Source organism: Variovorax sp. SRS16 (genome assembly GCF_901827165.1).
Taxonomy (GTDB): domain Bacteria; phylum Pseudomonadota; class Gammaproteobacteria; order Burkholderiales; family Burkholderiaceae_C; genus Variovorax.
Genome location: NZ_LR594666.1, coordinates 2,347,892 through 2,374,136, shown reverse-complemented (window position 1 = coordinate 2,374,136; position 26,245 = coordinate 2,347,892). Strand labels below are relative to the sequence as shown.

Here is a 26,245-nt window from a genome sequence, read left to right as displayed (position 1 = left end):
ACTTCCAGAAATACCGCGGATCCGGCTCAGCCGGTCCGCTGGTATTGCCCCCGGCAGGGGGTGGGCGGCCACACGAGGTGGGCAAGCCTGGGGGCGAGCTAGGGAACAAGCTTCCACTGACCTTTTTCGAGCTTCACGACCACGCGCGAGCGGTCGTCGGAGCCGAAGCGGCTGTCGGGCTTGAAGTTGTAGACGCTGTGCGTGCCGACCAGTTCGTGCGTGCTCTCGATCGCGTCGCGCAGCGCTGCGCGGAACTGCGGCGTGCCGGGCTCGGCCTTGGTGGAGGCGCGCTTGGCGGCATCCATGGTCACCAGCCAGGCGTCGAAGCTGTAGGCCGAGAAGGTATCGGTGGGCACTGCGCCGTTGGCCTTCTGGTAGGCGTCGCGGAACGCCATCGCGACCTTGCGCATCGGGTTGTCGGCCGGCAGCTGGTCGGCCACCACCACCGGGCCGGTCGGCACGATCACGCCGTCCACCGCCGTGCCGCCGACGCGGATGAAGTCGGGGTTGATCAGCGAATGCATGCCATACAGCTTGCCCTTGTAGCCGCGCTCGGCGAGCGACAGATAAGGCAGCGCGCCCGGCGTGCCGGAGGCGCCGGTCATCACCGCATCCGGGTGCAGCGCCACCGTCTTGAGCACCTGGCCGGCCACCGAGGAGTCGGCCCGCGCGAAGCGTTCGTTGTTGAGCACCTTGATGCCGTACGAGGGCGCGCCCTTGGTCAGCGCGTCGTAGACCAGATCGCCCCAGGCGTCGGAGTAGCCGATGTAGCCCACCGTCTTGACGCCCGACTTCTTCATGTTCTCGAGCATCGCGCTCATCATCAGCGAGGCGGGCTGCGGCAGCGTGAACATCCAGGCGCCGTCTTCCTTGGGAAGATCGGCGTACGCGATCGAGATCTGCGGCGTCTTGGTTTCGCGCGCGACGGCCGCGATGGCCAGCGACGACGGCGTGCCGGCCGAGCCGATCACGATGTCGACCTTGTCCTCCTCGATCAGCTTGCGCGCATTGCGCGCGGCGGTCGAGGGATCGGAGGCGTCATCGAGCACGATCACCTGCACCTTGTGGCCGTTGAGGTCCGGCATGTAGGCCTGCGCGGCCCGGATGCCCTTCTCGTAGGGAATGCCGAGCGAGGACACCGGCCCCGACAGCGAGGTGATCAGGCCGACCTTGAGGTCGGCCGCCTGCGCGCCGGCGGCGCCCAGGGTGGCGATACCGAGGGCGAGGCTCGCGGCGCGGAATCGGGTCAGGACTTTCATGGCAGTGCTCCGGAAGTGGACAGGGTGAAGACGAGTGAACGGCGAACGAAGAGCTGTCTCGGGGCGGGATCGCGATGCAAGCTTCGCGCCAACCGCATGATTTATGAAATGTTTAGGTGTCAACGATACTAGCGAGACGCCGCCGCGCTGACAATAGAAGGAACGCGAAGAAGACGGCGCGCGTGCCGGGTTCATGGCGGCTACAGGGCCAGGCTGCCGACGCTGGTGCCGCCGCACACATAGAGCACCTGCCCGGTGACGAAGCTGTTGGCCGCGTCGGCGAAGAAGCCCACCGCGCGCGCCACGTCGGCCGATTCGCCGAGGCGCCTGACCGGGATCGAGGCCGCCAGCGCGCGCTCCTTCTCGCTGCCCTGCTCGACCACGTCGTAGAACATGTCGGTGCGGATCGGCCCCGGCGCGACCACGTTGACCGTGATGCCGTCGGCCGCGAGCTCCAGCGCCCAGGTGCGCGCCATGCCGAGCATGCCGGCCTTGGTCGCCGAATAGCTGGTGCGTGTCGCGAGACCCACCGCGGCGCGCGAGGACAGCAGCACCACGCGGCCGAAATGGCGCGCGCGCATCGCGGGCAAGGCGGCCTGCACGAGCTGGATCGCGCAGGCCAGATGCAGTTCGACGAGCGCATCGAGATCCTCGAGCTTGACATCCGGCAGCAGCGCGGCACGAATCACGCCCGCGTTGTGCACCACGGTCGTCACGTCGAAGCGATGCACCAGCTTGTGCACCGCCTCGGAGGTGGCGGCGCGGTCCATCAGGTCGACCTCGATGCTGTGCATCTTCGGATGCGCGATGTCGCTCGGGCGGCGCGCGAGCGAGATCACCTCGTAGCCCTTGTCGAGCAGGTCCTGGCAGATCGCGCGGCCGATGCCCGCGCTGCCGCCCGTGACGGCGGCCACCTTCGGCGCGCTCACGATCCGCCCTCCACCAGGGCCAGCACGCGCAAGGGACTGCCGCTGCCCTTCTCGATCTTCAGCGGCGGACAGATCAGCACCGCGCCGGTCGGCGGCAAGAGGTCGAGATTGCACAGGCACTGCAAGCCATAGCGCCCCGCGCCGTGCATGTAGTAGTGGCACGGATAAGGCGGACGCAGGTGATAGCCCTGCCCTGCATCGGTGCCGATGGCCTCGGAGCCGAAGCCCAGCACGTCGCGCTGCTCGACCAGGAACTGGACCGCCTCCGAGCTCGGCCCGGGCGTGTGCTGGCCGGTCTCGTCGAAGTTCTGGTAGGCCTCGGGGTCGTGGCGCTGCGACCAGTCGGTGCGCATCAGCACCCAGGCGCCCTTCGGGATGCGGCCGTGCGCCGCCTCGAAGCGCTCGATGTCGGCCACCGTCATCAGGTAGTCGGGGTCGGCCTTGACCTGTGCGGAGCAGTCGATCACGCAGGCTGCGGCGACGAAGTTCTGCACGACGATGGTGTCGACCGAGTTGTTCGGCAGGTCGCGGCCCGAGATCCAGTGGATCGGCGCATCGAAGTGGGTGCCGGTGTGCTCGCCGCACGAGAAGTTGTTCCAGTACCAGCCCGGTCCGCGCTCGTCGTACTTCGACACCTCCTCGATGCGGAAGGGCCAGCACTGGCCCATCTCGGGCGGCAAGGCGATCTGCGGGAATTCGGGCGTCAGCGTCTGTGTGAGATCGACCACGCGGATGCGGCCGCTCGCCATCGCGCTCACGAGGCTGCCGAGGATGCCGGCGGTGGAGATCAAGGTGCTTGTCGTCATGTCTTGTTCCTTCGGCTCAGCTGCCACCTGCGGCGAGCTCGCGCTCCAAAATCTTCGGGTTGTCGCGCCAGCGCTCCAGCCATTCCTGCGCGACATCGCCCGGATACACGTCTTCCACGCCATCGCGCAGTGCCTTCACGATCGCATTCGCCAACGCGCCCGGCGCCACCTTCGGCGGCGGCACGTGCTGGCTCCACTCGTCGTCGATCGGCCCCGGAAACACATTGATCACGCGGATGCCGGCCGGCCGCATCTCGGCGCGCAGGCACTGCGCGAGCGAATGCGCCGCCGCCTTCGACGCGCTGAAGGTGCCATGCGGCGGAAAGTTGCTGAGCGCATAGATCGACAGCAGGTTGACCCACGCGGTCGCGCCCGTCGTGCCATCGGCCGAGCGACCCTTGAGCGCCGGACCGAACTCCTGCGCCAGGCGCAGCAGGCCGAAGTAGTTGATGTCCATCTCGGCGCGCGCGACATCGGTGCCGCGCCGCGCGCCGATGCCGAAGCTGCGATGCACCTCGGCGTTGTTGATCACGATGTCGACCTTGCCGCCGATCTCGCCCGCGAGTTCGCTCACCGAGCGGCCGTTGGTCAGGTCCAGCGGCACCAGCGTGACTTGCGGCAACGCCGTGATGTCCTCGAGGCCGCCCGTCTTCTTCCACGGCTCGGCATGGCCGACCCAGACGATGTCGGCACCGGCCTTGACCAGCGCGCGCACGATCGCCTGCCCTACTTCGGTCTTGCCATCGGTGACCAGCGCCTTGCGAAACTTCGGGTCGCTGGTCATTTCCCTGAGCATCTTGTCGTCGGCCATATGGGCGCTCCCTTCGTTCGGAAATCCAATCAATACCGCCTGCCCGGCGCGGTCCAGGCGCGCGCCGACGCGCACGCGCGCCGGTGCCTCGCCCACCTCGCCGTGCATGTGCACCATCAGCGTCGGGCCCGCATCGAGACGGATCAGTCCCAGGCGCCAAGGCAGCCGCTCGCGGAAGAACAGGTCGTTGCTGTGGTGCAGCGTGGTGGTGGCGAGCAGTTCGCCCTCGCCCGACTGCGCGCGCCAGCGCAGGCGCGCCGACAGGCACTTGTGGCAGGCTTCGCGCGGCGGGTACTGCACGGTGCCGCAGACCTCGCAGACCTGCAGCTCGAAACGGCCCTCGGCCGCCGCGGCCGTGATGCCGAGCGCGACGCGGCCGCGCGCCCACGGCGGCAGGTTCATCTGCCGCGTGCGCAGGACCGGGTTCTTGCGCTTGGGGTGCATGAGCGGCATCGTCATGCGGACCTCCCGAGGATCACGGCGCCGGTGCACAGGCAGCGGTCATACGTGACCATGCCGAAGCCCGCGACCAGGCCCAGCCGCGCATCGGACACGGCGCGCGGTCCCGCATCGCTGGTGAGCTGGCGGATCGCCTCGGTCATGCCGAGAAAGCCGCCCGCTGCACCGGCCTGCCCAGCCGAGAGCTGGCCACCGCTGGTGTTGTTGGGAAAGCTGCCGTCGTGCGTCAGCGTGTTCGCCTGCACGAAGGCCGCACCCTCGCCCTTGTCGCAGAAGCCGAGGTCCTCGAACTGCATCATCACGATCACCGGGTAGTCGTCGTAGGTCTGCACGAAATCGAGCGCGGCGGGCTGCACGCCGGCCTGCGCATAGAGGTCGTCGCGATCCACCAGCCAGCCGCCGCGCACCATCACCGGATCGTCGGCAAAGGCGTTGTGGCGCTCGATCGCGCCGCGGATCACGGCGTGCGCCAGGCCCAGGTCGCGCGCGCGTTCTTCCGTCATCACGAGAAAGGCTTCGGCACCGGCACAGGGCATCACGCAGTCGAACAGATGGATCGGGTCGGAGATCGGCCGCGCGCCCATGTACTCGTCGAGGGTCAGCGGCTTCTTGAACATCGCGTTGGGATTGCCGAGCGCATTGCTGCGCTGCGCGACCGCGATGCGGCCGAAGTCCTCGCGCCTGGCGCCGTAGGTGCGCATGTAGTGGGCGGTGATGAAGGCGAAGATCGAGTTCGGGCCGCCCGAGCCGTAGGGATAGGTCGCATCGCGCGCGAAGTTGCTGAAGGCACCCAGCGTCTGGCGGAACGAGTCGACATGGTTGGTGTCGGCGGCGACGCAGGCGACCACCTCGGCATCGCCGGCCTGCACCGCGCGCGCCGCTCGCCGCAGGCACATCACGCCCGAGGCGCCGCCGGTCGGCACATGGTCGAGCCAGCGCGGCGACAGGCCCATGTGCTGCGTGACGCCGACCGCGGTGTCGGGCGCGAGCGAGAAACTGCTGAGGCACAGGCCGTCGATCTGCGCCTTCGGCACGCCGCTGGCGTTGACCAGCGCCTCGAGCGCCTGGCCGATGAACCAGTGGGCGCCGAGCGTCGAGTAGCGCACATAGGGCACGGTGACCGGCACGGCCACTGCGACGCCCTCGTAGGAGAGACGACGGCTCATGGGGTTTGCCTCTTCTTCATCGACCGCGTGTCGACGCAATGCAATTGGCCCGGCAGCGCCTGCGCCATCTCGCGCAGCTGGCCGCGCTGGATCTTCTGCGAGGGCGTCAGCGGCAGCTCGGGTACGAAGGCGACATAGCCGGGCGCCTTGTAGTAGGCCAGCTGATCGAGTGCATGCTGCACGATGCCGGCGGCGACGGTGGCGAAGTCGGCCTCGGCCACCGGCTCGCGCGTGACGATGCAGGCCAGCACCTCGTCGCCGCGCACGCTGTCGGGCGTCGCGGCCACGGCCGAGGCCTTGACCGCCGGATGCTGGTTCAGCACGCTCTCGACCTCGACCGCCGAGATGTTCTCGCCGCTGCGGCGGATCACGTTCTTCTTGCGGTCGACGAAGAAGAAGTTGCCTTCGGCATCGCGCCGCACGAGGTCGCCGGTGTGGAACCAGCCGCCGGCCCAGGCCTCGCGCGTGGCTTCGTCGTCCTTCAGGTAGCCCGAGAAGAAGGCACGCTTCGGATCGCGGCCCGCGGAGCGCACCCACAGCTCGCCCGGCGCGCCAGTCTCGGCATCGCGGCCCTGGTCGTCGACGAGGCGGATCTCGACGAAATCTTCCTGGCGGCCGAAGCAGCTCCGGCCGACGAGGCGCGGCTCGTGGTGCGCCATGATGCAGGCCGCGACGCCGGTCTCGGTCATGGCCCAGGCCTCGACCAGCGGAAAGCCGAAACGGGCCTCGAAGGGCGCGTGGTTCTTGGGGTCGACGCCGGCACCGAAGGCCCAGCGAATCGCATGCTCGCGGTCGGCCGGTGACGGCGGCGCCGCGAGCAGCATCGCCGGCATCACGCCGAGGTAGTGCACGATGGTGGCGCCGCTTTCGCGCGCGCTCTGCAGCCACTGCCTGGGATGGAAGCGGTCGAGCTGCACCAGGCAGCCGCCGGCCACCAGCACCACCATCGTCGAGCAGGCCATGGCGTTCATGTGCGTGAGCGGCAGCGGCGTCATCACGCGCTCGGTGTCGCGGCGGATGCTGCAGACGCCGTCGAGCGCCGCATACCATTCGCCCGCATTCAGAAAATAGGTGTTGCTCAGGATGCAGCCCTTGGGCCGGCCGGTGGTGCCCGAGGTGTAGAGCAGCGCGCATTCGGTATCGGCGCCGATGGGCTGGCCGGCGCGCGGCGGTGCGGTCTTCGCGGGCGGCACGTCGCCGTCCGCATGCATGGTGTCGAAGGCGATGCCCGCCTCTGCCGCGGCGGCGTGCAGGTCGGCCGCGCGCTCGGGCAGCGTGACGGCCAGGCCGATCTCGCTGTGGCCGATCAGGTAGGCGAGTTCGGCCGAACGCATCTCGGCATTGATCGGCACCACGCTCGCACCGAGCGCATTGAGCGCGAACCAGTGGAACAGGAAGGCCGGGCGGTTCTCCAGCAGCAGGCCGACGCGATGGCCATGGCCATGGCCGGCCTTCGCATAGGCAACGCGCAGGCGCTCGACTTCGGCAACGGCCTCGCCCCAGCGGATCGGGCCGGCCGCGATCCCATAGGCCGCGGCCGTGACCGATTCGGTGAAGAGGAACTCGGCATCGGGCGTGCGCGCGGCCGTGGCCGAGAAGACGTCGTGGACGGTGGCGTGCATCGTGGCGCTAGATGAAAAGCTGGATGGCCGGCAGTGCGGCATCGCAGTTGAGCATGTTGACGCGCTTGAGCGTCATGCGCAGCGCGCCGTCCTGCAAGCTCAGGTGATGGAAGAAGGTGCCGACATAGAACTGCAGTTCGTCGCCCTGCGATTCGGTGTAGTGGAATTCGGTACGCAGCACGAAGCGGTTGGCGGCCTCGTCGAAGGTCTCGACGCTCGGCATCTGCAGCAGGTGGTGGCAGCGGCTCGGCGGCTGTTGCGAGAAGGCTCGCGGGCTTTTAAGGCGCTCGATGCGCAGGTCGCGCAAGAGCTTGTCTTCGTACAGGTGCGAGGTGTGCTGGATGCCGTCCTGCTGGTCGGGCACCAGCGGCACCCAGTAGTAGGCATCGTCGGTGAAGAGCGCATTCCATTCGTCGTAGCGCCGGTCGTCGAGCAGGCGCGATTCGTTGACGACGAAGTCGATCAGGTCCTGGCGGGTGATGGCGGTCATGGCAGATGGCCTCACATGTCCGCGGTCATGTAGCGTTCCCAGGCGCGGTACTGGTTGCGCATCGAGATCTCGCTGGTGCCCACGGCCGTCACATCCTTCTGCCCGACCTCGGCCGGGTCGAAGTCGCGATGCAGGCTGACCCATTCGTTGCCGCTCGCATGCAGGCCGGCCTGGATGCCGCGGTAGGCCTGCAGGTCGTCGTGTCCGACGACCGAGAAGGGCGAGTTGATCAGCCGGTTGTACATCGTGGTCCGGTGCAGCAGTTCGGGCGGCGCGCCCTTGAGGCGGAAGGTCCAGCTCTCGACCAGCGTCTTGTCGACCGCGATCGGCTTGACCACGCGGATGGCCTGGATCGCGCCCTTGATCGTGAGGTTCGGGTAGTAGACCGTGTTGTGGCGCGCGAGGCCGAGGATCTGCGCGGTGCGCTCCTCGCCGTAGGCCGCCTTCATGGCCGCGTCGTACTCGGGGATCGCCGAGTACTTGCTGTGGATGCTGTAGTGCACGCCCGAGAAGCTGTGGCCGTTGTCGAACACGCGCACGCCCATGTCCTCGAAGAACTTGTAGTCCGAGACGAAGGGCACGAACTGCTCGACCGCCATCGGCTTGGGCGCGTCCGCGGGCTCGCCGGCCCACAGCTTCTTCGCGGTGCCGGCGGACGATTCATGCACCACCATCGGATGCATGGTGTCGTTGAGGTTCTCGACGAACATCTTCCAGTTGCACTGGTGCACGAAGCGCAGGCAGCCGCCCGCGATTTCCAGCTCGCCTTCGGGCGAACGGTCCGCCATGTTGTCGATGGACGAGAGCGACTCGCCGAAATAGTCCTCGAAATCCGGGCCGCCATCGTTGAGCTTGACGAAGATGAAGCCGCGGTACAGGCGCACGTGCTTCACCGGCGTCAGGCCCTTCGACGATTCGCACCCGGGCAGCGCCGTGCCTTCGTAGCCGTTCTTCAGCGGAATCGACAGCAGCGAACCGTCGGTCTTGAAGGTCCAGGCGTGGTAAGGGCAGCGGAAGAACTTGCCGGTGTTGCCGCAGGGCGCGCTGACCAGGCGCGAACCCTTGTGGGCGCAGCGGTTCATCAGCACGCGCACGGATGCATCGCTGTGGCGCACCACGATCAGCGGCCGTCCGGCGATTTCGTTGCGGATGTAGTCGCCCGGCTTCGGCAGCTGGCTGTCGTGGCCGACGTAGTTCCAGGTGTTGGCGAAGAAGTTCTCCTGCTCGAGTTCGAACAGCTCGGGGTTGATGTAGAGGTCGCGGTGCACGCGATCTTGCTCGACCAGGGCGCGAATGGCCTCGGGGTTTCCACGATAGGACGTCATCGTCGGGTCTCCTAGATGTCCAGCACCAGGCGCGCGCCCTTGGCGCGCGAGATGCAGATCTGCATCACGTTGCCTTCGGCCTTCTCGCGCGCCGTCAGCACGTAGTCGCGATGGTCGATCTCGCCTTCGAGCACCGGCGTCGCGCAGACGCCGCATTCTCCGCGCTTGCAGTCGAACATCGGGTCGCAGCCATGGTCGATCAGGCAGTCGAGGATGCTCTGGTCGGCCGGCACGGTGTAGCGCTGGCCGGACTGGGCCAGCTCGACCTCGAAGGGATGGTCGCCCTCCTCCACCATCGGCGTGGTGAAGAGCTCGAAATGCACGCGTTCGTGCATCCAACCGCGCTTCTGCGTCGCGGCCAGCACGGCGTCGAGCATGACCTTGGGACCGCAGACATAGAGCTGGTCGTCGGCAGCGCAGCCATCGAGCAGCGCCTCGACGTCAAGCGGCGCACCGGCTTCGGCATCCGCATGCAGCACGAGGTCGTCGGACAGCAGGCCTTGCAACTCGGGCAGGAAGGCCATCAGCGCGCGGCTGCGGCCCGCATAGTGCATGCGCACCGGCGCGCCCTCGGCCTTGCGGCGCGCGGCCATGCTGACCAGCGGCGTGACGCCGATGCCGCCGGCGATCAGCACTGCCTTCGCACCGCCTTCATGCAAGGGGAAATCATTCTTCGGCACTTCGAGGGTCAGCGTGTCGCCCTCCTGCAGCCGCTCGTGCATGAAGCGCGAGCCACCGCGGCCATCGTCCTCGCGGCGCACGGCGATCAGGTAGTCGTGCGGCGCAGCGGTCGCGTCCGGCTGCGGCTCGGTGTTGATCAACGAATAGTGCCGCCAGTCCTGGCTGCCGTCGGCCAGCGTGACCTTCACGCGCACGTGGGCGCCGGCCGTGTAGCCCGGCAGCGCCGCGCCGTCCGCGGCGCGCAGGCGGAACATGCGGATCAGCGGGTTCAAGGTGCGCGCTTCGACGACACGCAGGTCGAGGGTGGCGGCTCGTTCGTGGGACATCGCGTCGGTTTCCTCTCAGGCGAGTGCGTGCTGCGCCAGCGCGGCGCGCAGCTTGTGGCCATGTTCGTCGGCCAGCGCCGCGTCGCGCAGTTCGCGCAGCGTGGCCGGCGCCAGCGCGGTGCCGGCGCGCTGCGCGGCTTCCATCACGACCTCGTAGTTGCGCAGGCCGCGCTCGTGGGTGTCGCTGTAGCCCTTGACGAGGCGCTGGCATTCCGCGATCTCGACCGCCAGCGCAGGATTGAAGGCGGCCGTCTGCGCGATGCGCGCCAGCCATTGCTCGATGAGCCGGTTCTCCTCGGCGAAGCGCATCGTCGAGCGGCGCCAGCGCTTCATGCCGGCCACGCAGCGCAGCATCATGAAGCCGTGCAGCGAGCTGGTCTGGATCACGCGGCCCTTCTTCGTGAAGCGCTCGACCAGCCGGCGCGGGGCGCTCGAATTCATCAGCCAGCGGCCGATGCCGCCGGGCAGCGTTTCGCAGATTTCCTGCAGGCGCGGATGCATGTATTCGTTGATGGCCAGCACCTGGCCGGACTGCACGCGCGCCTCGCCGCGCACGCGCTCGAAGCGCGTCGCGCGGGTCTTCAGCGCGGCGACGCGGGCCGTGTCCTCGTAGGACATCCAGAGCGCGAGATGGCGTGCGGTCGTTTCAGCGAGGCGGCCGTCGTCGTTCGCTTGCAGCGCATGGATCTTCTGCATGCGGTCGAGGTAGGTGCCGGCATAGGCCGGGTCCTGGTAGTCGATCAGGCGGCGCACGCCTTCGAACAGGATCTCGTGCGCCGAGGCCGGAAACTGCTGCACGCGCTCCACCAGCGCGCGCACGGCGGGATCGCGAGGCTGCGGCGCGGGCTTGGCGGCCGGCGGCGGCGCGGTCTCCGATGCGTCGGCGTCCGGCGCTTTCTGCGCGCGATCGAAGGCAGCGCCGAAGGCTTTGAGGCTGGGCTTCACGCCGACGCCGCCGCGCTCCACCGTGGCCTCGAACTGCGCCCGGCTGAAGGGCAGCACGCCGGCGCCCGCGAGCGCACCGAACAGCACGGCGCTGATCACGCTGCCCGCGCGTTCGGCGGCCTCGGCCATGTCGAAACGGATGAAGCGCTTGGCGGCGCCGTCGGCATGCGCGAGCAGCTGCGCGCTGTCGACGCGGCCGTCGCCCATCGCGCTTTTCTCGGCGATCGAGTAGACGCGGTGGGTCGAGGCGATCAGCGTCGTGCGATCGCGCGTGACCAGCCCGCGCTGCACCGCGCGGCCGGCTTCCATCAGCTCGGAGGCCAGCACGATGTCGACATCGCCGGGCAACGGCATCAGCGCCAGCACCGGCTGACCGCCGTCGGCCGCGGCTTGCGCGCCGGGATAGAGCTCGACGTAGTAGATGGTCGCGCCGGTGCGCTGCGCGACGCCGGGCACCGAGGTGGTCTGCGCGATGAAGCCGTTGTGTTCGCCGAGATCGACGATCCAGTCGGCCAGCACGCCGCCGCCCTCGCCGCCCATGGCAAGGATCGCAATCTTGATAGGTTGAGCTGCCATGGTCAGAACGCCATCCGTTCGCGCCGCCGCGCATCGCCGCGCTGCAGCCAGCCGATCACGGCCGCACGCACGCGCTCGCGAAAGCGGTCCCAGCCGTTCGGGTTGCTGACGATCTGCGCCTTGTAGAACGAGGGGCACAGCACGGCCGCATGCGAGACCTCGCCGCAGACGCCGCAGCCCACGCAGCTGTCGAGCACGGTCGCGATCGGGTCGGTGCGCAAGGGGTCGGGATTGGGCTTGATCGACAGCGAAGGACAGCCCGAGAGGCGAATGCACGAATGGTCGCCGGTGCAGGTGTCGGCATCGACGCCGAACTTCTCGCGCACCATGCGCTTGCCGTCGGCGATCGCCTTGCGCACCAGCGGTTTTTCGCGGCGCTGCTTGTTGAGCATGCATTCGGATTGCGCGATCAGGACCTTCGGGCCCTTCTCCGTTGTCGTCAGCGCTTCGCGCAACGCATCGCGCATGCCTTCGATGTCGTAGGTGCGGCGCAAGGTCTTCACCCACTTGACGCCGACACCGCGCACCGCCTGCTCGATCGCGTGGCCGGTGCTGCGCGTCGGATTGATCGCGGCGGACGACAGCACGTCCTGTCCGCCGGTGGCCGAGGTGTAGTTGTTGTCGACCACGATCGTGAGGTTGTCGCTGCGGTTGAAGACCGCGTTGGCGACGCCGCTCGTCAGGCCGTTGTGCCAGAAGCCGCCGTCGCCCATCATCGAGATCGCGCGCTTGCCGGCCGGCACGTTGAGCGCCGCGGCGCCGGCCGAGCCGAGGCCGTAGCCCATGGTGGTGTTGCCGAGGTTGAAGGGCGGCAGGATCGAGAACAGATGGCAGCCGATGTCGGCGCTGATGTGGTGCGGGCCGAGTTCGCGCTCGACCAGCTTCATCGCGCTGAAGATCGGCCGCTCGGGGCAGCCGGTGCAGAAGCCCGGCGGGCGCGCATGCACGGTCTCCTCGATCGGGCGCGAGGGCTCCGGCGCCGAATCGACCCCGATCGGCGCCACCGCGGTCAGCGGGATGATCTTGCGTGGCGGCGCGGGCAATGGCGGCACGCGCTCGTAGCGCTCGAAGAAGGCGCGCGCGCCCTTGAGCACCGCGGCCGCCGTGTATTCGCCGGCGACCGGCAGCATGTCCTTGCCGTGCAGCGCGGCGCCGATGCCGGCCTGGCGCAGGATGGATGCGAGGTTCTGCTCGACGAAATTGGGCTGGCCTTCCTCGACCAGCAACACGGCGCGCTTGTTCTTGCAGAAGCGCACGACCTCGCTGTCGATCACCGGGTAGGCGACGTTCATCACGTAGAGCGGCACCTTCGATTGGCCGTAGACGTCGGCCAGCCCGAGCCGCTCGAGCACGCGCACCAGCGTGTTGTAGCTGCCGCCCTGCACGATGACGCCGATGTCGTCGGCATCTTCGGCGAAGAATTCGTTGAGCCGGCGCTCCTCGATGAAGCGCACGGCCGCCGGCCAGCGGTCCTGCACCTTTTCCTGCTCGTGCGTGAAGCTCGCGGGCGGCAGCACGATGCGGCTGGTGTCGCGCTGCGGGCTTTCGAGCGCCTCCTTCAGCGTGAATGCGGAGGGGCGGTTGTCCGAGGCGACGAACTGGCCATGCACGTGGCAGGCGCGGATGCGCAGCTGCAGCATCACCGGCGTGCTGCTGGCCTCCGAGAGCTCGAAGCCCTGCTTGACCGCCTCGACGATGGAAGGCAGGTTGGGCCGCGGATCGAGCAGCCAGATCTGCGACTTCATCGCGAAGGCATGGCTGCGCTCCTGCATGATCGACGAGCCTTCGCCGTAATCTTCGCCGACGATCACCAGCGCGCCACCCTTCACGCCGCCCGAGGCAAGGTTGGCCAACGCATCGGACGCCACGTTGGTACCCACCGTGGCCTTGAAGGTGACCGCGCCGCGCAGCGGGTAGTTGACCGAGGCGGCCAGCGTCGCGGCGGCGGTGGCTTCGCTGGCGCTGTTCTCGAAGCGGATGCCCTGCTCCGCGAGGATGTCCTGCGCGTCGGCCAGCACGTCCATCAGGTGCGAGATCGGCGCGCCCTGGTAGCCGGCCACGTAGGCGACGCCGGACTCCAGCAGCGCCTTGGTCACCGCCAGGATGCCTTCGCCGCTGAAGACCTCGCCGGCGCCGAGCCGCAGTTTCTTCACTTCCTCGACAAAGGACCGTTCAGCCATGATGCTCCTTGAAAACCCTCGGACCGATTGGACCGAAGTGCGTATATTCTTTAGAAGTCAATCTATCCACAATCATGAATAACCCTAGACACGCAAGCAATGTGCCCGCCAAGCTGCCGCGCAACGGCACGGCGGCCGCAGCGGCCGTGCCCCGGCGCTTCGTGGACGATTACCTGCCGGCGCTGCTGGCGCAGGCCAGCCACCTGATCTCGTCGGAATTCCACAAGGTCGCGCGCGAGCACGGGTTCTCGGTCTCGGAGTGGCGCGTGATGGCGACACTGGCCGGCGGCGATGCGATGAGCATCGGCCGGCTGGCGCAGGTGGCGGTGATGAAGCAGCCGACGGTCACGCGCATGCTCGACCGCATGAGCGCCAGCGGCCATGTCGAGCGCCTGCCCCACGACAGTGACCGCCGCATCACGCTGGTGCGCATCACCGAAGCCGGCGAGCGCACGGTGAAGCGGCTGATGGAGCTCGCGCGCGAGCACGAGCACCGCGTGCTGGAGCCCTTCGGCCTGGCCAGCGCCGAGGCGCTGAAGACCACGCTGCGGCGGATGATCGAGCTGCACGAGAACGCGCCCTCGGAAGAGACGCAAGAGGACGAGTGAGACAGCGCACGGTGACGCCGCGCCACGAAACATCTTGAGCGCCAGCGGGCCGATCTGGCACCATCTCCGTTCCTTGGTACGGCAGGAGAAATTCCATGCAATCCGCTTCAACGCGCTCGGTCACGGCCATCAGCCCCGACCGCAAGGTGCTCACGAGCCAGGGCCTGCCCTACTTCACCGGCATCTCCGGCCACAGCGCCGGCGCGCTCGGGCTGTCGATGCATCTGGTGGTGATTCCGCCGGGCGCGCGCTCCGAGCCGCATCTTCACGAGGGCCATGAAACGGCGATCTACGTGCTGCAGGGGCGCGTCGAGACGCTGTACGGCGATGGGCTGGCGCAATCGGTGATCAGCGAGGCCGGCGACTTCCTGTTCATCCCGCCCGACGTGCCGCACGTCGCGGTCAACCTCAGTGTTTCGGAGCCGGCGCGCGCCATCGTGTCGCGCAACGACCCGGCCGAGCAGGACAAGGTCCGGCCCTATCGCATGGAGCGCCGCGAGACCTGAGTCGATGCATGCCATCCTGGTTCACGGCCTGGGACGCACATCCGCATCGATGCTGCTGCTGGCCGGGCGTTTGCGCTCGGCCGGCATGACGACGCATCTGTTCGGCTATTCGGCCGCGTTCGAGCGCTGGCGCCCTTGTGTCGAGCGTCTGCGCAGATTCATCGCCGCGCGCACGCAGGGCGAGCGCTTCATCGTCGTGGGGCATTCGCTGGGCGGTGTCCTGCTCAGGGCAGCGCTGCCGGGCCTGGCATGCGCGCCGGAACTCGGCGTCTTCCTCGCGCCGCCGAGCACGGCCTCCCGCTTCGCGGTCAAGCTGTCCAAGTGGTGGCTGTTTCGCTTGCTGACGGGCGAGATGGGCCAGTTGCTGGCACGCCGCGATTTCATGGAAGGCCTGCCGGTTCCGGACATTCCCTTGCGCATCTATGCGGGCACCAAGGGTCCGCGCGGCCGGTGGACGCTGTTCGGCAACGAACTGAATGACGGCATCGTCTCGGTGAAGGAGGTGCAGCTGGGATCGATGCCCCTGCAACTGCTGCCGACCTTCCACACCGTCATCATGAATTCACGCCAGGTGGCCGCCGACATCGCGACGCTCGTGAAGCCATAGCACGACGCAGAGCGCCGTGCTCACGCGATCACGCGACAGCGGGGTCCGGCACCAGCACCGCACGGCCGCGGTGCCCGCGCTGCGCGATCCATTCGAGCGCGCTCGCCGCTTCGGACAGCGCGAAGCTTCGAACCTCGAGCCGCAGGCGGCCATCGCCCAATCGCGCCAGCAAGGCGGGCGCCATCGAGCGGCCGACGGCATCGCGCCGGAACATGTTGAGCGGCAGCAGGCTGACGTCGCGCAGCATGAAGTTCGCGAGGTCCAGCCTGAGTTCGTTGCCGGCCGTGTAGCCGATCAGCACCGCACGACCGCCGGCGACGACGCCGGGCAGCGCGGCCGCCAGCACCGGCCCGCCGACCGTGTCGATCAGCGCATCGACACCGAGCCCGGACAGCGCGTCGCCTGCGCCGTCGAACACCACGGCGTCCACACCAGCCGGCAGCGTGGCCGCAGCGGCCGCGTCGCTCACGACCGCGCTCGCCTTCGCGCCGAGTTCGAGCGCCAGTTGCAGGACCAGCGATCCGACCGCGCCGGTGGCCCCCGTCACGAGCACGCGCTCGCCAGCTTGGAGTTTGGCGATCTCATGCAGCGCGACCCAGGCCGAGGTGCAGGGCGAGAAGAAGGCCGCGCCGAGCGGCATCGGGACGTTGTCGGCCAAGTGGCCGAGCGCTTCGTCGGGCGCGGCGATGCATTCGCGCCAGGTGCCGTCAGTCAGCGTGCCGAGACCGGCGCCGCGCAGCCAGACGCGCTGGCCAGCCTGGAAGCGATCGCTCTCGATCACGATGCCGGCCGCTTCGACGCCGGGGACATAGGGCAGCGGCGGATGCCGCAGAAAGCGTCCGCCCCAGACCGTGCGGTCGATGTGGCCGACCGTCGCCGCCTGCATCCGCACGAGGCTTCGTCCTGCGCTGCGCGCAGGCGGATCGATCTCTTCGATCGAAGGCGGCTGGTTCCAGCCATGGATGCGCACGGCCTTCATCGCAGGCCGTCCAGGAAATCGAGCACCGCGCGCGCGAAGGCCTCGGGCAACTGGTCGGGCAGCGGCACCATGCCGCCCTCGATGTCGACGACACGCGCGTCATGCAGGTGCGCGGCCAGCTCGGCGGCATGCGGCGACGCGAACGGATCGTCCGGCGCGCGCACGAGGAGCACCGGTTGCGTGACGCGGCCGATGCGGTCTTCCATGCGGTACGAGGCCACCGCGCGATGTCCGCCTTCGATGTCGCCCGAAGCCTTCAGGCCGTCGAGCACGAAAGCCTCCAGCAGATCGGGCCGTCCCTTCGGATAGAAGGATTGCCGGTTGCGCCACATCTGCATCAGGTGCGCGCCGTCTTCGCTGCGTTCGACCGCATCGATCGGCGGCCGCTCGGCGCGCGCGCGGCGGAAAGCCTCGTCGGTGAACGGCGTGGACGAGAGCACCAGCGAGGCGACGCGCTCGGGAAAGGCCGCGGCCAGCTCGACGGCGATGACGCCGCCGGTGTGATGGCCCACGACATGCGCACGGCGAATGCCGAGCGCATCGAGCAGCTCGGCAGCGACCTGCGACCAGCGCTCGATGCTCGGCGGCCAGGGCGGCGGCGCCGAATCGCCGAAGCCCACCGTGTCCATCGCGATCGCGTGGTGGCGCTGGCCGACGAGGGGCAGCACCGCGCGGTACTCGGCCCAGCTGCGCGGCGACTGGTGGAGGAACAGCACCGCGGGCGCGGCCGGATCGCCGGCGGATGCATGGTGGACCTGCCCGACCGACAGGTCGGCGAAGGCGCGGCGGATGCGCAGTGCGCTCATGGCGTGGTCCTCAATCGATGGTCTTGTCGGCGGGCGGCTGCCACAGGCCCGCGTGCCTGAGCATGCCAAGCGTGCGCAACAACACGTCGCCGCGGTAGGCCGCGACGTCGCGGCCCTGGTAGTCGTAGAAGCCGCTGCCGGTCTTGAGGCCGAGGCGGCCCTCGCTCATCATGCGGTCGAGGATGGCGGGCGCCCGGTAGCGCGCGGCATCGATCGAGGCCGACATCTCGCGGCTCGCGTGATGCAGGATGTCGGCGCCGCCGAAGTCGATGAACTCGACCACGCCGAGCGCCGCGAAGCGCAGGCCGAGGCCGAAGCGCGTGGCCTTGTCGATCTCCTCGGCGGTGGCAGCGCCCTCCTCGATCATGCGCGCCGCTTCGTTCATCACCAGCGCCTGAAGCCGCGGCACGATGTAGCCCGGCGTCGGGCCGCAGACCACGGGCAGCTTGCCGATCGATTCCATCAGCGCCCTGGCGCGCGCGAGCACGGCCGGGTCGGTGCCGGCGTGATGGCTCAGCTCGACCACCGGGATCACATAGGCCGGGTTCAGCCAATGGATGTTGAGGAAGCGCTCGGGCCGCTTCACGAACTCGGCGATCTGCGTAACCAGGATGCTGCTGGTGGTCGAGGTGAGGATCGCATCGTCGCGGCAATGCGCATTGATCTGCGCGAAGGCCTCGCGCTTGGCGGCCAGCGTTTCGGGCACGCCCTCGAACACCAGTTCCGCCGCTGCCAGCGCACGCGGCGCGTCGTCGGCCCGCACGATTTCGACGCGGGCCGCGATCGCAGGCACCTGCTCGCTGGCGAACACGCCGAGCCGGGCCAGGCCGTGCAGGCTGGATTCGATCTCGGCGCGCGCCTCGTCACGCAGCGCGTGCCATGCGGCGGCGTCGCGCACGCGCAGGTCGATGAGCGAGATGCGATGGCCGGCGTAGGCGAAGGCGATCGCGATGCCGCGCCCCATGCGGCCGGCACCGACGGCCGCGAAGCGCGGCGCGGACTCAGGCGCCGTCATGCAGACGCTCTTTCAGCGCATCGCGGCTCAGCCCGCTCAGGCCCAGCGCCTCGAAGGTGCGCGCGCCCTGGCGCAGGTCGCGGCCCAGAAAGCCGCCGACGATGGCCAGCAGGCCGTGCGCGATCGGCGCATCGACGCCGGCATGGCGCGCGGCCGAGGCGAGGAAGGCGAGGCCGAGCTCGGTGTCCTCGGTGATGTAGCGATGGCCATAGAGGTCGATGTTCTCGCGCCAGTCGCCCGACTTCACGAGCTGCTTGTGGGCGTCGCCGTACATCCACTGGTCGTTGTTGTAGTGGTCGGCCAGCGGGTAGTGCGGGGCGGCATGGCCGAAGGCCTCGCGCACCGCGATGCGCTCCAGGTCGAGCCGGTCGGTCACGGCGCGGACCGCGCGCTGCGTGCCTTCGTTGTGGATGTCCCAGCGCTCGAAGTGCTGCAGCGGCGCGGCGTTCATCACCATCAGCGGCGGGTGGATCACCGGGCCCGCGTTCATCAGCGCGCCCGACAGCGCATCGCCGCAGCCATGCACGCTGGGATAGGCCTCGCGGATCCGCGCGATCGCTTCCTTTTCCTTGCGCGCCGGATAGACGCCGGTCGGCAGGCGCACCGCGCGCACGGTGACGTTGACCTCGCGCTCGCCGTGCTTGCGCGCGAGGTACGGCAGCGTGCCGGTTTCGGCCCACGCCACGTCGGCGCGGCTGCCGGCCTCGCGCGCGATCTGCGCCATCACGTAGCTGCCGAAGGTGCCCGGCGGCAGGAAGACGACCTGGCCGTCGGCCAAGTGCGGCGCCATCGCACGCGCGATGTCCGCCTGCGCGATCGCGGGCGATGGGATCACGATCAGCTCGGCGCCGCGCAGGGCGTCGCCGATGTCCGCGGTGGCGGCGGCGATCTTCACGTCGCGCGCGCCCTCGGCGTCTTTCAGGCGAATCGAGCCGGCCTCGATGACAGCAGCGAGCGCCGCCGCATCGCGACGCCAGAGGCGCACCTCATGGCCGGCTTCGGACAGGTCGGCGGCGGCGGCATAGCAGCCGTGGCCTCCGCCCAGGATGGCAATTTTCATGAACCGGCACTCCGCGAGATAGAGAGGGATGGACCGCCGCGCATGACGGCGCGCGGCGTGCAGGTACATTACTTTTCAAATGTTTATATGTCAACCAGATTGACCCGAAGAAGGGTCAGCGGTGCCGGGCCCGCCATGTCCAGGGAGGCACCGGCTGGGCATCGCTCCAGAGCCCGCGCCGGGCCCGGTGCGCGTCGCGTTCGGCGCGCTCGTAGGCCAGGCGATCGGGGATGCGTTGTTCGCCGGCGTATTGGCGATACCACCACGCCATGCCGCGCTCGATCTGCATCCGGTTCACGTCGATCTCGCCCAGCCGCACCACGCCCACCGAACGGCCGTAGCGGTCGAGCCGGTCCACCTGCACCTGCACGGTCTTGCCGGCGATCAGTTGCGCAAGGCTCGCGCGCGAGCGGCGGCCGAAGGGCTGGCTCCATTCGGGCGCGTCGATGGCGCCGAGTCGGATGCGGTGCTGCACCTTCAAGGCATCGAGCACCACGATCGTGTCGCCATCGGCCACGGTGACGACGCGGCCGTCGATCCGTTCGGCCTGTGCATGAAGGGCCGCCAGCGCCAGCAGGATGGCGGCCAGGGCTCGAGGGACGGACGGATGCGCGCCGCGATGCAGCGCGGGAATCACGGGACGGCGCGGCCGCTGCTGCTGCCGTCGCCCTGCGAAGGCCACCATGCACGCCACCAGGGGCGCTTGCGCTCGCGCGCGGGCGCGGCGGCGCTGGTCATCAGTTCCGCGGCGACCGATGCACGGACACGTTCGCGCAGCGCCGTCTCATAGGCATGCGCGGGCGCCCGCGCGCTGCGGTCGCCGCGCAGAGCCTGCCGGCGCCATGCCTTGGCGTGCTCCGCGAGTTCATCGTCCGTGAGGTCGTCAGGGTGAGGGAGAGACTGCGTCATGCTGGATGACATTGTGGCGCGAAGCGGGCGCTCAACGCCCGATGAAACGCCTTTCAGGCGTCATCGCCCGTCAGGCTTTGCAGCCTTTAGCCAACACTCGGGCGGCGCGGCTCAGGCGTACCTGGGTGCGTTGCCCCGGCTGAAGAATGCCGCACGCAGGCTTCCCTGGCGCGCCGCATCGGTGTCCATGAAGTCGTCGAACACGGTCGCCAGGCGCAAGGCTTCCTCTCGGGGCAGGAGCTGCGTGTCGTACAGGAAGCGCAGCTGGCAGTCCCCCACATGGTGCCGGCTGACGCCCCGGCTGTCGATGTGGACACCGCAGGCGGGATCGCGCCCGATGGTCGTGAGCGGCCCGCGGATATTGACCTGCTTCACGCTGTTGTGTCGGGCTAGAACGATGAGTCTGGACATGGCCTGCTCGCTATTCGATGGATCTGCACTGCTTCCATTTCGGCGGCCACTGTTCTTTTCTGAAGCCGCGTCGATCAAAGAAAAACAAAAAGTTGAGAGCACGCAAACTTAAGTTTTGCAGCAAGCGGCCGATAAGGAAGGACAGCGGTTGTGCAGCACCCGCGACAACCCGACCTCCAGAACGCAGCTTCCATGACCGCTCATCTCCTGCCCCACCCTCTTCTTCGCCCCGCGAGCGAAGGAATCAGCCCGGCCTTTCATCACTGGCAAGTTCTGACCGATGCCTATGCGAGGCAGCTCGAAGCCTTGCGCCGCCGGGAACCCGGTGCCTCGGCCGCGCTGACCCGAATCTCCAGTGACCTGGCGGCGTTTCAGAAGGATCCGACCCATTTCGGGCCGCTCTCCCGCTAGACGCAAAAAGCCCGTCTTCTTTCGAAGACGGGCTTTTGACCGTTGCGGCGAAGACGCCGCGCCGGAATCAGCGCACCCAGTGGCAGACGCGGTGGTGGTGCGGGCCCGTGTGGCACACCTTGTGACGGTGCGGCGCAGCGGAAGCGATGGTGGGTGCCAGGACGGCGAGGCCGGCGAAGGCGACGAGGCTGGAGAGAATCAGTTGCTTGATCTTCATGGGGTTCTTTCTGAAAGCGGTGGCACCAAAAGGTTACGTCTGTCGAGTGACGCCCCTGTTGAACGGCGCGCAGGGTCAATCGGATGACGCCGCGGCAGAAGAAAAAAGCATGAAAGCGCAAGAAGGGCCGACGGCCCTTGCGCGCGACAGACCGGCTAGAACGGCAGTGCGTGCTTCGGAAACAGTTTGCGCGCGATGAGCCGGAAGGCCAGATCGGCCACCAATCCCATCAGGCCCAGCGTCAGGATGCCTGCGAAGGCATTGGCGGTCTTCAGGAACAGGCGTGCGTTGTAGATCATGAATCCCACGCCTTCGTTGGCCGCGATCATCTCGGCCGCGACCACGCTCATGAACGAGAAGCCCATGCCCACCCGCATGCCCACCAGGATGGCTGGCACGGTCGCGGGCAGGACGACCCGCCACAGAACCTGCCGCCGGGTCGCGCCGAGGCACAGAGCGGCGCGGCTCGGCGTTTCATCCACCGCGGCGGCGCCGGCCATGGTGTTCATGAACACGGTGAAAAGGGAAGTGTAGATGATGATCGCAACCTTCGATCCTTCGCCGATGCCGAACCACAGGATGGCGACACCGAGGAACGCGATCGGCGGCACGAAGCGGAAGAAATTGAAGAACGGCTCGACCAGTTGGCGAACGAATCCGATCCGGCCCGCGGCGAGCGCCAGCGGAATGGCCGCGGCGCAACCAACCGCCCAGCCCACCAGGATGCGGAAGTAGCTGATGGCGACGGCATGGGGCAGCGTTCCGTTGGCCGTGAGCTCCACCAGCGCCTTGCCAACCGCAAGCGGCGAAGGAAAGAAGAAAGGCGAAGAAAACGCGGACACGAGCGTCCAGAGCGCCAGTGCCATCAGCAGCGCCAGCAGCGTGATGCCGTACCGGCCCACGCGCCATCCGCGTGGTGCCTTGGGAAGTTCCACGGTCGCGGGAACCTGTTCGATCGCATCCATCACTGCGTGGCCTCCTGGTGCTGCGCGTGCCCGGCTTCGGCGTCGATGGCCTCGCTCAGGCGATTGAAGAGATCGATGAAGCCGGCGGTCATGCGTTCGCGCGGCCGCGGCAGATCGACCTCGAAGATCTCGCGGATGCGCGAGCCGGGTCCGCGCGTCATGATGCCGATCCGGTCGGCCAGCCAGATGGCCTCGGCGATGTCGTGGGTCACGAAGACCACGGTGCGCCGCGAAGCATCCCAGATTCGCGTGACTTCCTTTTGCATGACGCCGCGCGTGTAGGCATCGAGCGCCGCGAAGGGCTCGTCCATCAGCAGGATGTCGGGACTGTTGGCCAGCACCCGCGCGATCTGCACGCGCTGCTTCATGCCGCCCGACAGTTCGCGCGGCAACTTGGAACGATGATCCCACAGGCCGACCAGCCGGAGCATGTCGTCCACGACGCCGCGCCAGTTCGTGCCCGCCAGGCCGCGCATGCGCGGGCCGAAGGAAACGTTCTCTTCCACGGTCAGCCAATCGAACAGGGCGCGGTCGGACTGGAACACCACGCCGCGGTCCTTGTCCGGCTTCGTCACGGCGTGGCCCCGGATGTCCACCCGGCCCGCCGTGGGCGTGACGAAGCCCGCGATCAGGTTGAGCAGTGAGGTCTTGCCGCAGCCGGACGGGCCGAGCAGGCAGAAGAACTCGCCGTCGCGCACGTCGAGCTGCACGCCGCGCAACGCCAGGTAGGCGCTTCCGTCGCGACCGCCGGAGAAATTCATCTCCACGTCGCGCATGCGAATGGCACTGGGCATCATCTCGGCCTAGTACTTGTACTTGGACAACAGCACGCGGCCCGGCGCCACTTCCTTCAGCCATTTGCTGCTGATCCAGGCGCCCATGTCGGGCATGCCGTCGAGTTCCTTGTTCGCCTTCAGGTAGTCGCCGTAGGTGTAGTACATGTCGATCTGGCCGTCCGTGAGATTCGCCGGCCAGCCGCCGGGCCAGCCGCCGTCCTTCCAGATCTTCTTGACGTCGTCCGGCGTGAGCTGCAGCGCCTTGGCGGTGATCCTGGCGCCGGCATCGGGATTCGACTTCAGCAGATCGACGGCGTCGATCCACGCGGCCACCAGCTTCTTCATGCCGTCGTCGCCGTTCTTCCTGACCCAGTCGCAGGTCACGTTGACGACCGACACGTCCCGGAACGCGGAACCGATGTCGCCGAAGCGATGTACCGCCGAGCCGCCCACCTCGAGCGCCAGCGACGGCGTCGGCTCGGGCCAGATGATGCCGTCGACACTGCCCTTGGCCAGTGCGATCGGCAGATCTTCCTCGGCGATGTTGACGGTCTGCACCTTGGCCCGGTCGATGCCCTGCTTGGCGAGCCACATGTGCAGCGCGACCTCGCCGATGCCGCCCTTGCGCGTGCCGATCTTTCGCCCTTCGAGTTGTCTGGGCTGGGTGATGTCGGCCTTGGTGACCATGTTGACCGTGTTGACGTCGACGAAGGCGATGCCGCCCTTGAAGCAGGCCTTGCCGCTCTTGAGCAGCGGCAACAGGATGCGGGTGTTCGGGAATGCGACGTCGAGATCGCCGGCCAGCGCGGCCTCCATCGTGGCGATGCCGGAGTTGAAGATGCGCGACTCGATCTTGAGGCCGTGCCTGGCCGCGATGCCGTTGCTGCTGTCGGCCAGCACGAACACCGGCCCGAACAGCACATTGGACGCCGCGCCGATGCGCAGTGTCGTCAGGTTCTGGGCGAACGCCGCTTCGCCCAGCGCGAGAGTGGCAATCAGAGCGCCGGCGACGCATCGCAAGGCACGCAGACCGAGGGCAGGCATCTTCATTTCTATCTCCTTGTTGACTGAACGTGAAGCCGGGCTTCGCCTTGCAGGGCAGCCGCCGGCCGTCTGAACTCATTCATTGGCTGCGCACCGCCGCTTCCCACAGGCCGGCGATCGCCTCGCCGTTCGCCTGGCCAAGTTCGATGTCGACCCGGTCCAGCGTGCCTTCGAAACGGAAAGGCGCTTCGTAGCGATCGGACACCGGCGAGGGACTGTTGAGGCCGCACTGCGTGCTCAGCAGGCCGAAGCCCGCGGGAAAAGCCATCGGCAACACGGCGGATGCGAGCGGCTGGTCGTCCAGCGTCAGCACTGCGCGAGCGCCGTCCTTCTCGATCGTCACCTCGCAGCCGAGCACGTGCGCACCGGTCGGCAGTGCCCCATCCGCGGACACGACCGTGTGCCGGCCCGCGAGGTTGTAGTCGAAGCACAGCCGGTTGTGCTGGATGAACAGCGAGAAGCCGGCGGCGCGGCGACCATAGGCCAGCAGCACGCCCTCTTCGCTGGTCGCTGCACGGTCGATGCGGGCGCGGATGCGGAACGGCCGCAGCGCGAAGTTCGGACCCGTGACCGGCGTCAGCAGGCGCGTGCCGGGATAGAGCCTGAAATGCAGCCGGCCATTGGTGGCCGGATCGCGCGCGAAGGCACGCGCCTGGGCGCGATCGTCCAGCGGCATGACATGGAAGGCCTCCGCTTCGCGCCACCAGAGCGCGATCATCTCGCGCAGCCGTTCGGGCTCGTCGGCCGCGCGGTCGACGGTCTCCGAGTAGTCGCTCTGCAGATCGTAGAGCTCCCAGCGGTCGGCGTCGTAGTCGTCGCCGGAGCGATGGTGGGTGACGGCCTTCCAGCCGCGGTGGTAGATGCCGCGCTGGCCGCCCATCTCGAAGTACTGGGTCTCGCGGGTCGACGCGGCCTCCGGGTCGGTGAACGAATAGGCGATCGAGGTCCCGTGCACCGGCAACTGTTCGACGCCGCGATAGACCGCAGGCGCCGGCACGCCGGCCAGATCGAGCATGGTGGGCACAAGGTCGATCGCATGGTGGAACTGAGTGCGCAGTCCCGCTTCGCCGAGCGCTGCCGGCCAGTGCACGATCAGCGGCGCACGCACGCCGCCGCCGAAGGTGTACTTCTTGTAGAACTTGAGCGGCGTGTTGCCGGCCTGCGCCCATGCGGCCGGATAGTGGTTGTGGGTCCAGGGGCCGCCGAGCTTGTCGATCTCGGCCAGGTTCTCCTCGAGCGAATCGGGCAGGCCAAGAAAGTAGCGGTACTCGTTGACCGAACCGAACTCGCCGCCCTCGCCGCTCGCGCCGTTGTCCGACAGCACGACGAACAGCGTGTCGCGCAGCTTGTCGCGCTTTTGCAGGAACTCGACCAGGCGGCCGATCTGCGCATCGGTGTGCTCGGTGAAGCCGGCAAAGACCTCCTGCATGCGCGCGACCAGCCGGCGCTCGTCGGCACTCAGCGTGTCCCATGCGCGAACGCCCGGATTGCGCGGCGCGAGTGCGGTGTCCGGCGGCACGATGCCCATCTGCTTCTGGCGCGCCAGCACCTTGTCGCGCTCCGCATCCCAGCCCGCATCGAAGCGGCCGCGGTACTTGTCGAGAAAGGACTGCGGCGCCTGGTGCGGCGCGTGGCAGGCACCGAACGCGAGGTAGAGGAAGAAGGGGTTGTCCGGCGTGGCCGACAGATGGTCCGACAGGAATTCCTGCGCCCGATCGACCAGGTCTTCGCTCAGGTGGTAGCCCTCGCGCTGCGGTGGCGGCACATGGTGCTGGTCGTACCAGAGCTCGGGCGCCCACTGGTCGTCCTCGCCGCCCAGGAAGCCGTAGTAGCGGTTGAAGCCGCGCTGCGTGGGCCAGTTGTCGAACGGGCCGACCGGGCTGCATTCGGCGGGCGGCACCAGGTGCCACTTGCCCAGCGCGTAGGTGCCGTAGCCAGCCTCGCGCAGCATCTCGGCGAGCGTCGCCGCGCGCGGCGAGATCGCGCCGCGTGCATTGTCGAAGCCGGTGTCGAAGTCGGCCAGGTAGCCCATGCCGGCCGCGTGATGGTTGCGGCCCGTGAGCAGGCAGGTGCGCGTCGGCGAGCACATCGCGGTGACGTGGAAATTGGTGTAGCGCAACCCGCGGCTGGCCAGGGCGTCGATCGCCGGGGTCTCGGTCGATGCGCCGTAGCAGCCGAGCTGCGCGAAGCCGCAGTCGTCGAGCACGACCCAGACGATGTTGGGCGCATCGGCCTTGGGGCGCGGCCGGCGCGGCCAATGCGGCGCTGCTTCGTGGACCGTGCGTCCCGTCATGGCAGCGCGTGGGTCGTCTTGCTGTTTCTGCATTCGAATCTCTCCGTGTCCATCGACAAGCGG

27 protein-coding genes are annotated in these 26,245 nt (G+C 68.3%); 4 read left to right on the top strand and 23 right to left on the bottom strand.

Going from position 1 to position 26,245, the window contains the following annotated elements; all coding sequences use genetic code 11:
• Nucleotides 1-98: 98 nt before the first annotated feature.
• The 11 genes from E5P2_RS11485 to E5P2_RS11435 all read right to left on the bottom strand — a co-directional run bounded on the left by E5P2_RS11485 (nt 99) and on the right by E5P2_RS11435 (nt 13,575).
• Nucleotides 99-1,259 carry an ABC transporter substrate-binding protein gene (locus E5P2_RS11485; RefSeq protein WP_162567201.1) on the bottom strand — a complete coding sequence of 387 codons (1,161 nt, stop codon included), beginning with the start codon at nt 1,257-1,259 and terminating at the stop codon, nt 99-101.
• A gap of 200 nt (nt 1,260-1,459) precedes the next feature.
• Complete coding sequence (locus E5P2_RS11480) at nt 1,460-2,188, bottom strand: SDR family oxidoreductase (protein ID WP_162567200.1); 729 nt, start codon at nt 2,186-2,188, stop codon at nt 1,460-1,462.
• Nucleotides 2,185-2,994: a cyclase family protein gene (locus E5P2_RS11475; protein WP_162567199.1), complete on the bottom strand. Its 810-nt coding sequence runs from the start codon at nt 2,992-2,994 to the stop codon at nt 2,185-2,187. Before E5P2_RS11475 ends, E5P2_RS11480 begins: the two co-directional genes overlap by 4 nt.
• A 16-nt stretch (nt 2,995-3,010) precedes the next feature.
• A complete protein-coding gene (locus E5P2_RS11470; protein WP_162567198.1) occupies nt 3,011-4,264 on the bottom strand; it encodes an SDR family NAD(P)-dependent oxidoreductase in 1,254 nt (417 codons plus the stop codon).
• A complete protein-coding gene (locus E5P2_RS11465; RefSeq protein WP_162567197.1) occupies nt 4,261-5,430 on the bottom strand; it encodes a thiolase family protein in 1,170 nt (389 codons plus the stop codon). Before E5P2_RS11465 ends, E5P2_RS11470 begins: the two co-directional genes overlap by 4 nt.
• Nucleotides 5,427-7,052 (bottom strand): AMP-binding protein, encoded by a 1,626-nt coding sequence (locus E5P2_RS11460; RefSeq protein ID WP_162567196.1) that lies wholly within the window; start codon nt 7,050-7,052, stop codon nt 5,427-5,429. Before E5P2_RS11460 ends, E5P2_RS11465 begins: the two co-directional genes overlap by 4 nt.
• 7 nt (nt 7,053-7,059) lie before the next feature.
• Nucleotides 7,060-7,542, bottom strand: a complete 483-nt coding sequence (locus E5P2_RS11455) for an aromatic-ring-hydroxylating dioxygenase subunit beta (protein WP_162567195.1) — start codon at nt 7,540-7,542, stop codon at nt 7,060-7,062.
• Between the two features lie 11 nt (nt 7,543-7,553).
• Nucleotides 7,554-8,867 carry an aromatic ring-hydroxylating dioxygenase subunit alpha gene (locus E5P2_RS11450; RefSeq protein ID WP_162567194.1) on the bottom strand — a complete coding sequence of 438 codons (1,314 nt, stop codon included), beginning with the start codon at nt 8,865-8,867 and terminating at the stop codon, nt 7,554-7,556.
• Between the two features lie 11 nt (nt 8,868-8,878).
• The gene (locus tag E5P2_RS11445; RefSeq protein ID WP_162567193.1) at nt 8,879-9,874 is read right to left on the bottom strand and encodes a PDR/VanB family oxidoreductase; all 996 of its coding nucleotides are present in this window, start codon (nt 9,872-9,874) and stop codon (nt 8,879-8,881) included.
• Nucleotides 9,875-9,889: 15 nt separating this feature from the next.
• Entirely contained in the window at nt 9,890-11,395 is a 1,506-nt protein-coding gene (locus E5P2_RS11440) for an indolepyruvate oxidoreductase subunit beta family protein (RefSeq protein ID WP_174262659.1), read from the bottom strand.
• Between the two features lie 2 nt (nt 11,396-11,397).
• Entirely contained in the window at nt 11,398-13,575 is a 2,178-nt protein-coding gene (locus tag E5P2_RS11435) for a thiamine pyrophosphate-dependent enzyme (protein WP_162567192.1), read from the bottom strand.
• Nucleotides 13,576-13,676: 101 nt separating this feature from the next.
• Here E5P2_RS11435 and E5P2_RS11430 point away from each other — a divergent pair, with 101 nt between their 5' ends.
• The 3 genes from E5P2_RS11430 (at nt 13,677) to E5P2_RS11420 (ending at nt 15,296) form a co-directional block, all read left to right on the top strand.
• Nucleotides 13,677-14,183 carry a MarR family winged helix-turn-helix transcriptional regulator gene (locus tag E5P2_RS11430; RefSeq protein WP_232077035.1) on the top strand — a complete coding sequence of 169 codons (507 nt, stop codon included), beginning with the start codon at nt 13,677-13,679 and terminating at the stop codon, nt 14,181-14,183.
• A gap of 95 nt (nt 14,184-14,278) precedes the next feature.
• Nucleotides 14,279-14,689: a cupin domain-containing protein gene (locus tag E5P2_RS11425; RefSeq protein WP_162567190.1), complete on the top strand. Its 411-nt coding sequence runs from the start codon at nt 14,279-14,281 to the stop codon at nt 14,687-14,689.
• A 4-nt stretch (nt 14,690-14,693) separates the two neighbouring features.
• Nucleotides 14,694-15,296: an esterase/lipase family protein gene (locus E5P2_RS11420; protein WP_162567189.1), complete on the top strand. Its 603-nt coding sequence runs from the start codon at nt 14,694-14,696 to the stop codon at nt 15,294-15,296.
• A gap of 28 nt (nt 15,297-15,324) precedes the next feature.
• Here E5P2_RS11420 and E5P2_RS11415 read toward each other — a convergent pair whose 3' ends face one another.
• The 7 genes from E5P2_RS11415 to E5P2_RS11385 all read right to left on the bottom strand — a co-directional run bounded on the left by E5P2_RS11415 (nt 15,325) and on the right by E5P2_RS11385 (nt 20,476).
• Nucleotides 15,325-16,275, bottom strand: coding sequence for a quinone oxidoreductase family protein (locus tag E5P2_RS11415; protein WP_162567188.1), 951 nt, complete (start codon nt 16,273-16,275; stop codon nt 15,325-15,327).
• Nucleotides 16,272-17,081 carry an alpha/beta fold hydrolase gene (locus tag E5P2_RS11410; protein WP_162567187.1) on the bottom strand — a complete coding sequence of 270 codons (810 nt, stop codon included), beginning with the start codon at nt 17,079-17,081 and terminating at the stop codon, nt 16,272-16,274. Before E5P2_RS11410 ends, E5P2_RS11415 begins: the two co-directional genes overlap by 4 nt.
• A 10-nt stretch (nt 17,082-17,091) precedes the next feature.
• Nucleotides 17,092-18,096, bottom strand: a complete 1,005-nt coding sequence (locus E5P2_RS11405) for a 3-hydroxybutyryl-CoA dehydrogenase (protein WP_162567186.1) — start codon at nt 18,094-18,096, stop codon at nt 17,092-17,094.
• Complete coding sequence (locus E5P2_RS11400; RefSeq protein ID WP_162567185.1) at nt 18,083-19,156, bottom strand: NAD/NADP-dependent octopine/nopaline dehydrogenase family protein; 1,074 nt, start codon at nt 19,154-19,156, stop codon at nt 18,083-18,085. The genes E5P2_RS11405 and E5P2_RS11400 overlap by 14 nt, the downstream gene beginning before the upstream one ends.
• Nucleotides 19,157-19,271: 115 nt before the next feature.
• A complete protein-coding gene (locus tag E5P2_RS11395; RefSeq protein ID WP_162567184.1) occupies nt 19,272-19,841 on the bottom strand; it encodes a thermonuclease family protein in 570 nt (189 codons plus the stop codon).
• Complete coding sequence (locus E5P2_RS11390; protein ID WP_162567183.1) at nt 19,790-20,065, bottom strand: hypothetical protein; 276 nt, start codon at nt 20,063-20,065, stop codon at nt 19,790-19,792. The genes E5P2_RS11395 and E5P2_RS11390 overlap by 52 nt, the downstream gene beginning before the upstream one ends.
• Before the next feature lie 111 nt (nt 20,066-20,176).
• Nucleotides 20,177-20,476: an FHA domain-containing protein gene (locus E5P2_RS11385; RefSeq protein ID WP_162567182.1), complete on the bottom strand. Its 300-nt coding sequence runs from the start codon at nt 20,474-20,476 to the stop codon at nt 20,177-20,179.
• A 192-nt stretch (nt 20,477-20,668) separates the two neighbouring features.
• On the opposite strand from E5P2_RS11385, the gene E5P2_RS11380 reads away from it, so the two are divergent.
• Nucleotides 20,669-20,887 carry a hypothetical protein gene (locus E5P2_RS11380; protein ID WP_162567181.1) on the top strand — a complete coding sequence of 73 codons (219 nt, stop codon included), beginning with the start codon at nt 20,669-20,671 and terminating at the stop codon, nt 20,885-20,887.
• Between the two features lie 67 nt (nt 20,888-20,954).
• Here E5P2_RS11380 and E5P2_RS11375 read toward each other — a convergent pair whose 3' ends face one another.
• The 5 genes from E5P2_RS11375 to E5P2_RS11355 form a co-directional block, all read right to left on the bottom strand.
• Nucleotides 20,955-21,104, bottom strand: coding sequence for an HHHH-motif protein (locus tag E5P2_RS11375; RefSeq protein WP_174259862.1), 150 nt, complete (start codon nt 21,102-21,104; stop codon nt 20,955-20,957).
• A 155-nt stretch (nt 21,105-21,259) separates the two neighbouring features.
• The gene (locus tag E5P2_RS11370) at nt 21,260-22,069 is read right to left on the bottom strand and encodes an ABC transporter permease (protein WP_162567180.1); all 810 of its coding nucleotides are present in this window, start codon (nt 22,067-22,069) and stop codon (nt 21,260-21,262) included.
• Nucleotides 22,069-22,863, bottom strand: a complete 795-nt coding sequence (locus E5P2_RS11365) for an ABC transporter ATP-binding protein (RefSeq protein WP_232080665.1) — start codon at nt 22,861-22,863, stop codon at nt 22,069-22,071. Before E5P2_RS11365 ends, E5P2_RS11370 begins: the two co-directional genes overlap by 1 nt.
• 9 nt (nt 22,864-22,872) lie before the next feature.
• Complete coding sequence (locus E5P2_RS11360) at nt 22,873-23,895, bottom strand: ABC transporter substrate-binding protein (RefSeq protein WP_162567178.1); 1,023 nt, start codon at nt 23,893-23,895, stop codon at nt 22,873-22,875.
• A gap of 73 nt (nt 23,896-23,968) precedes the next feature.
• Nucleotides 23,969-26,215 (bottom strand): arylsulfatase, encoded by a 2,247-nt coding sequence (locus tag E5P2_RS11355; RefSeq protein ID WP_197908493.1) that lies wholly within the window; start codon nt 26,213-26,215, stop codon nt 23,969-23,971.
• Nucleotides 26,216-26,245 lie beyond the last annotated feature (30 nt).

What these genes read in the sequence shown, in the direction of transcription:
- E5P2_RS11485 (WP_162567201.1), bottom strand. Translation starts at nt 1,259, where the DNA reads ATGAAAGTCCTGACCCGATTCCGCGCCGCGAGCCTCGCCCTCGGTATC.
- E5P2_RS11475 (WP_162567199.1), bottom strand. Translation starts at nt 2,994, where the DNA reads ATGACGACAAGCACCTTGATCTCCACCGCCGGCATCCTCGGCAGCCTC.
- E5P2_RS11470 (WP_162567198.1), bottom strand. Translation starts at nt 4,264, where the DNA reads ATGACGATGCCGCTCATGCACCCCAAGCGCAAGAACCCGGTCCTGCGC.
- E5P2_RS11465 (WP_162567197.1), bottom strand. Translation starts at nt 5,430, where the DNA reads ATGAGCCGTCGTCTCTCCTACGAGGGCGTCGCAGTGGCCGTGCCGGTC.
- E5P2_RS11460 (WP_162567196.1), bottom strand. Translation starts at nt 7,052, where the DNA reads ATGCACGCCACCGTCCACGACGTCTTCTCGGCCACGGCCGCGCGCACG.
- E5P2_RS11455 (WP_162567195.1), bottom strand. Translation starts at nt 7,542, where the DNA reads ATGACCGCCATCACCCGCCAGGACCTGATCGACTTCGTCGTCAACGAA.
- E5P2_RS11450 (WP_162567194.1), bottom strand. Translation starts at nt 8,867, where the DNA reads ATGACGTCCTATCGTGGAAACCCCGAGGCCATTCGCGCCCTGGTCGAG.
- E5P2_RS11445 (WP_162567193.1), bottom strand. Translation starts at nt 9,874, where the DNA reads ATGTCCCACGAACGAGCCGCCACCCTCGACCTGCGTGTCGTCGAAGCG.
- E5P2_RS11440 (WP_174262659.1), bottom strand. Translation starts at nt 11,395, where the DNA reads ATGGCAGCTCAACCTATCAAGATTGCGATCCTTGCCATGGGCGGCGAG.
- E5P2_RS11435 (WP_162567192.1), bottom strand. Translation starts at nt 13,575, where the DNA reads ATGGCTGAACGGTCCTTTGTCGAGGAAGTGAAGAAACTGCGGCTCGGC.
- E5P2_RS11425 (WP_162567190.1), top strand. Translation starts at nt 14,279, where the DNA reads ATGCAATCCGCTTCAACGCGCTCGGTCACGGCCATCAGCCCCGACCGC.
- E5P2_RS11420 (WP_162567189.1), top strand. Translation starts at nt 14,694, where the DNA reads ATGCATGCCATCCTGGTTCACGGCCTGGGACGCACATCCGCATCGATG.
- E5P2_RS11415 (WP_162567188.1), bottom strand. Translation starts at nt 16,275, where the DNA reads ATGAAGGCCGTGCGCATCCATGGCTGGAACCAGCCGCCTTCGATCGAA.
- E5P2_RS11410 (WP_162567187.1), bottom strand. Translation starts at nt 17,081, where the DNA reads ATGAGCGCACTGCGCATCCGCCGCGCCTTCGCCGACCTGTCGGTCGGG.
- E5P2_RS11405 (WP_162567186.1), bottom strand. Translation starts at nt 18,096, where the DNA reads ATGACGGCGCCTGAGTCCGCGCCGCGCTTCGCGGCCGTCGGTGCCGGC.
- E5P2_RS11400 (WP_162567185.1), bottom strand. Translation starts at nt 19,156, where the DNA reads ATGAAAATTGCCATCCTGGGCGGAGGCCACGGCTGCTATGCCGCCGCC.
- E5P2_RS11395 (WP_162567184.1), bottom strand. Translation starts at nt 19,841, where the DNA reads ATGGTGGCCTTCGCAGGGCGACGGCAGCAGCAGCGGCCGCGCCGTCCC.
- E5P2_RS11390 (WP_162567183.1), bottom strand. Translation starts at nt 20,065, where the DNA reads ATGACGCAGTCTCTCCCTCACCCTGACGACCTCACGGACGATGAACTC.
- E5P2_RS11385 (WP_162567182.1), bottom strand. Translation starts at nt 20,476, where the DNA reads ATGTCCAGACTCATCGTTCTAGCCCGACACAACAGCGTGAAGCAGGTC.
- E5P2_RS11380 (WP_162567181.1), top strand. Translation starts at nt 20,669, where the DNA reads ATGACCGCTCATCTCCTGCCCCACCCTCTTCTTCGCCCCGCGAGCGAA.
- E5P2_RS11375 (WP_174259862.1), bottom strand. Translation starts at nt 21,104, where the DNA reads ATGAAGATCAAGCAACTGATTCTCTCCAGCCTCGTCGCCTTCGCCGGC.
- E5P2_RS11370 (WP_162567180.1), bottom strand. Translation starts at nt 22,069, where the DNA reads ATGGATGCGATCGAACAGGTTCCCGCGACCGTGGAACTTCCCAAGGCA.
- E5P2_RS11365 (WP_232080665.1), bottom strand. Translation starts at nt 22,863, where the DNA reads ATGCCCAGTGCCATTCGCATGCGCGACGTGGAGATGAATTTCTCCGGC.
- E5P2_RS11360 (WP_162567178.1), bottom strand. Translation starts at nt 23,895, where the DNA reads ATGAAGATGCCTGCCCTCGGTCTGCGTGCCTTGCGATGCGTCGCCGGC.
- E5P2_RS11355 (WP_197908493.1), bottom strand. Translation starts at nt 26,215, where the DNA reads ATGCAGAAACAGCAAGACGACCCACGCGCTGCCATGACGGGACGCACG.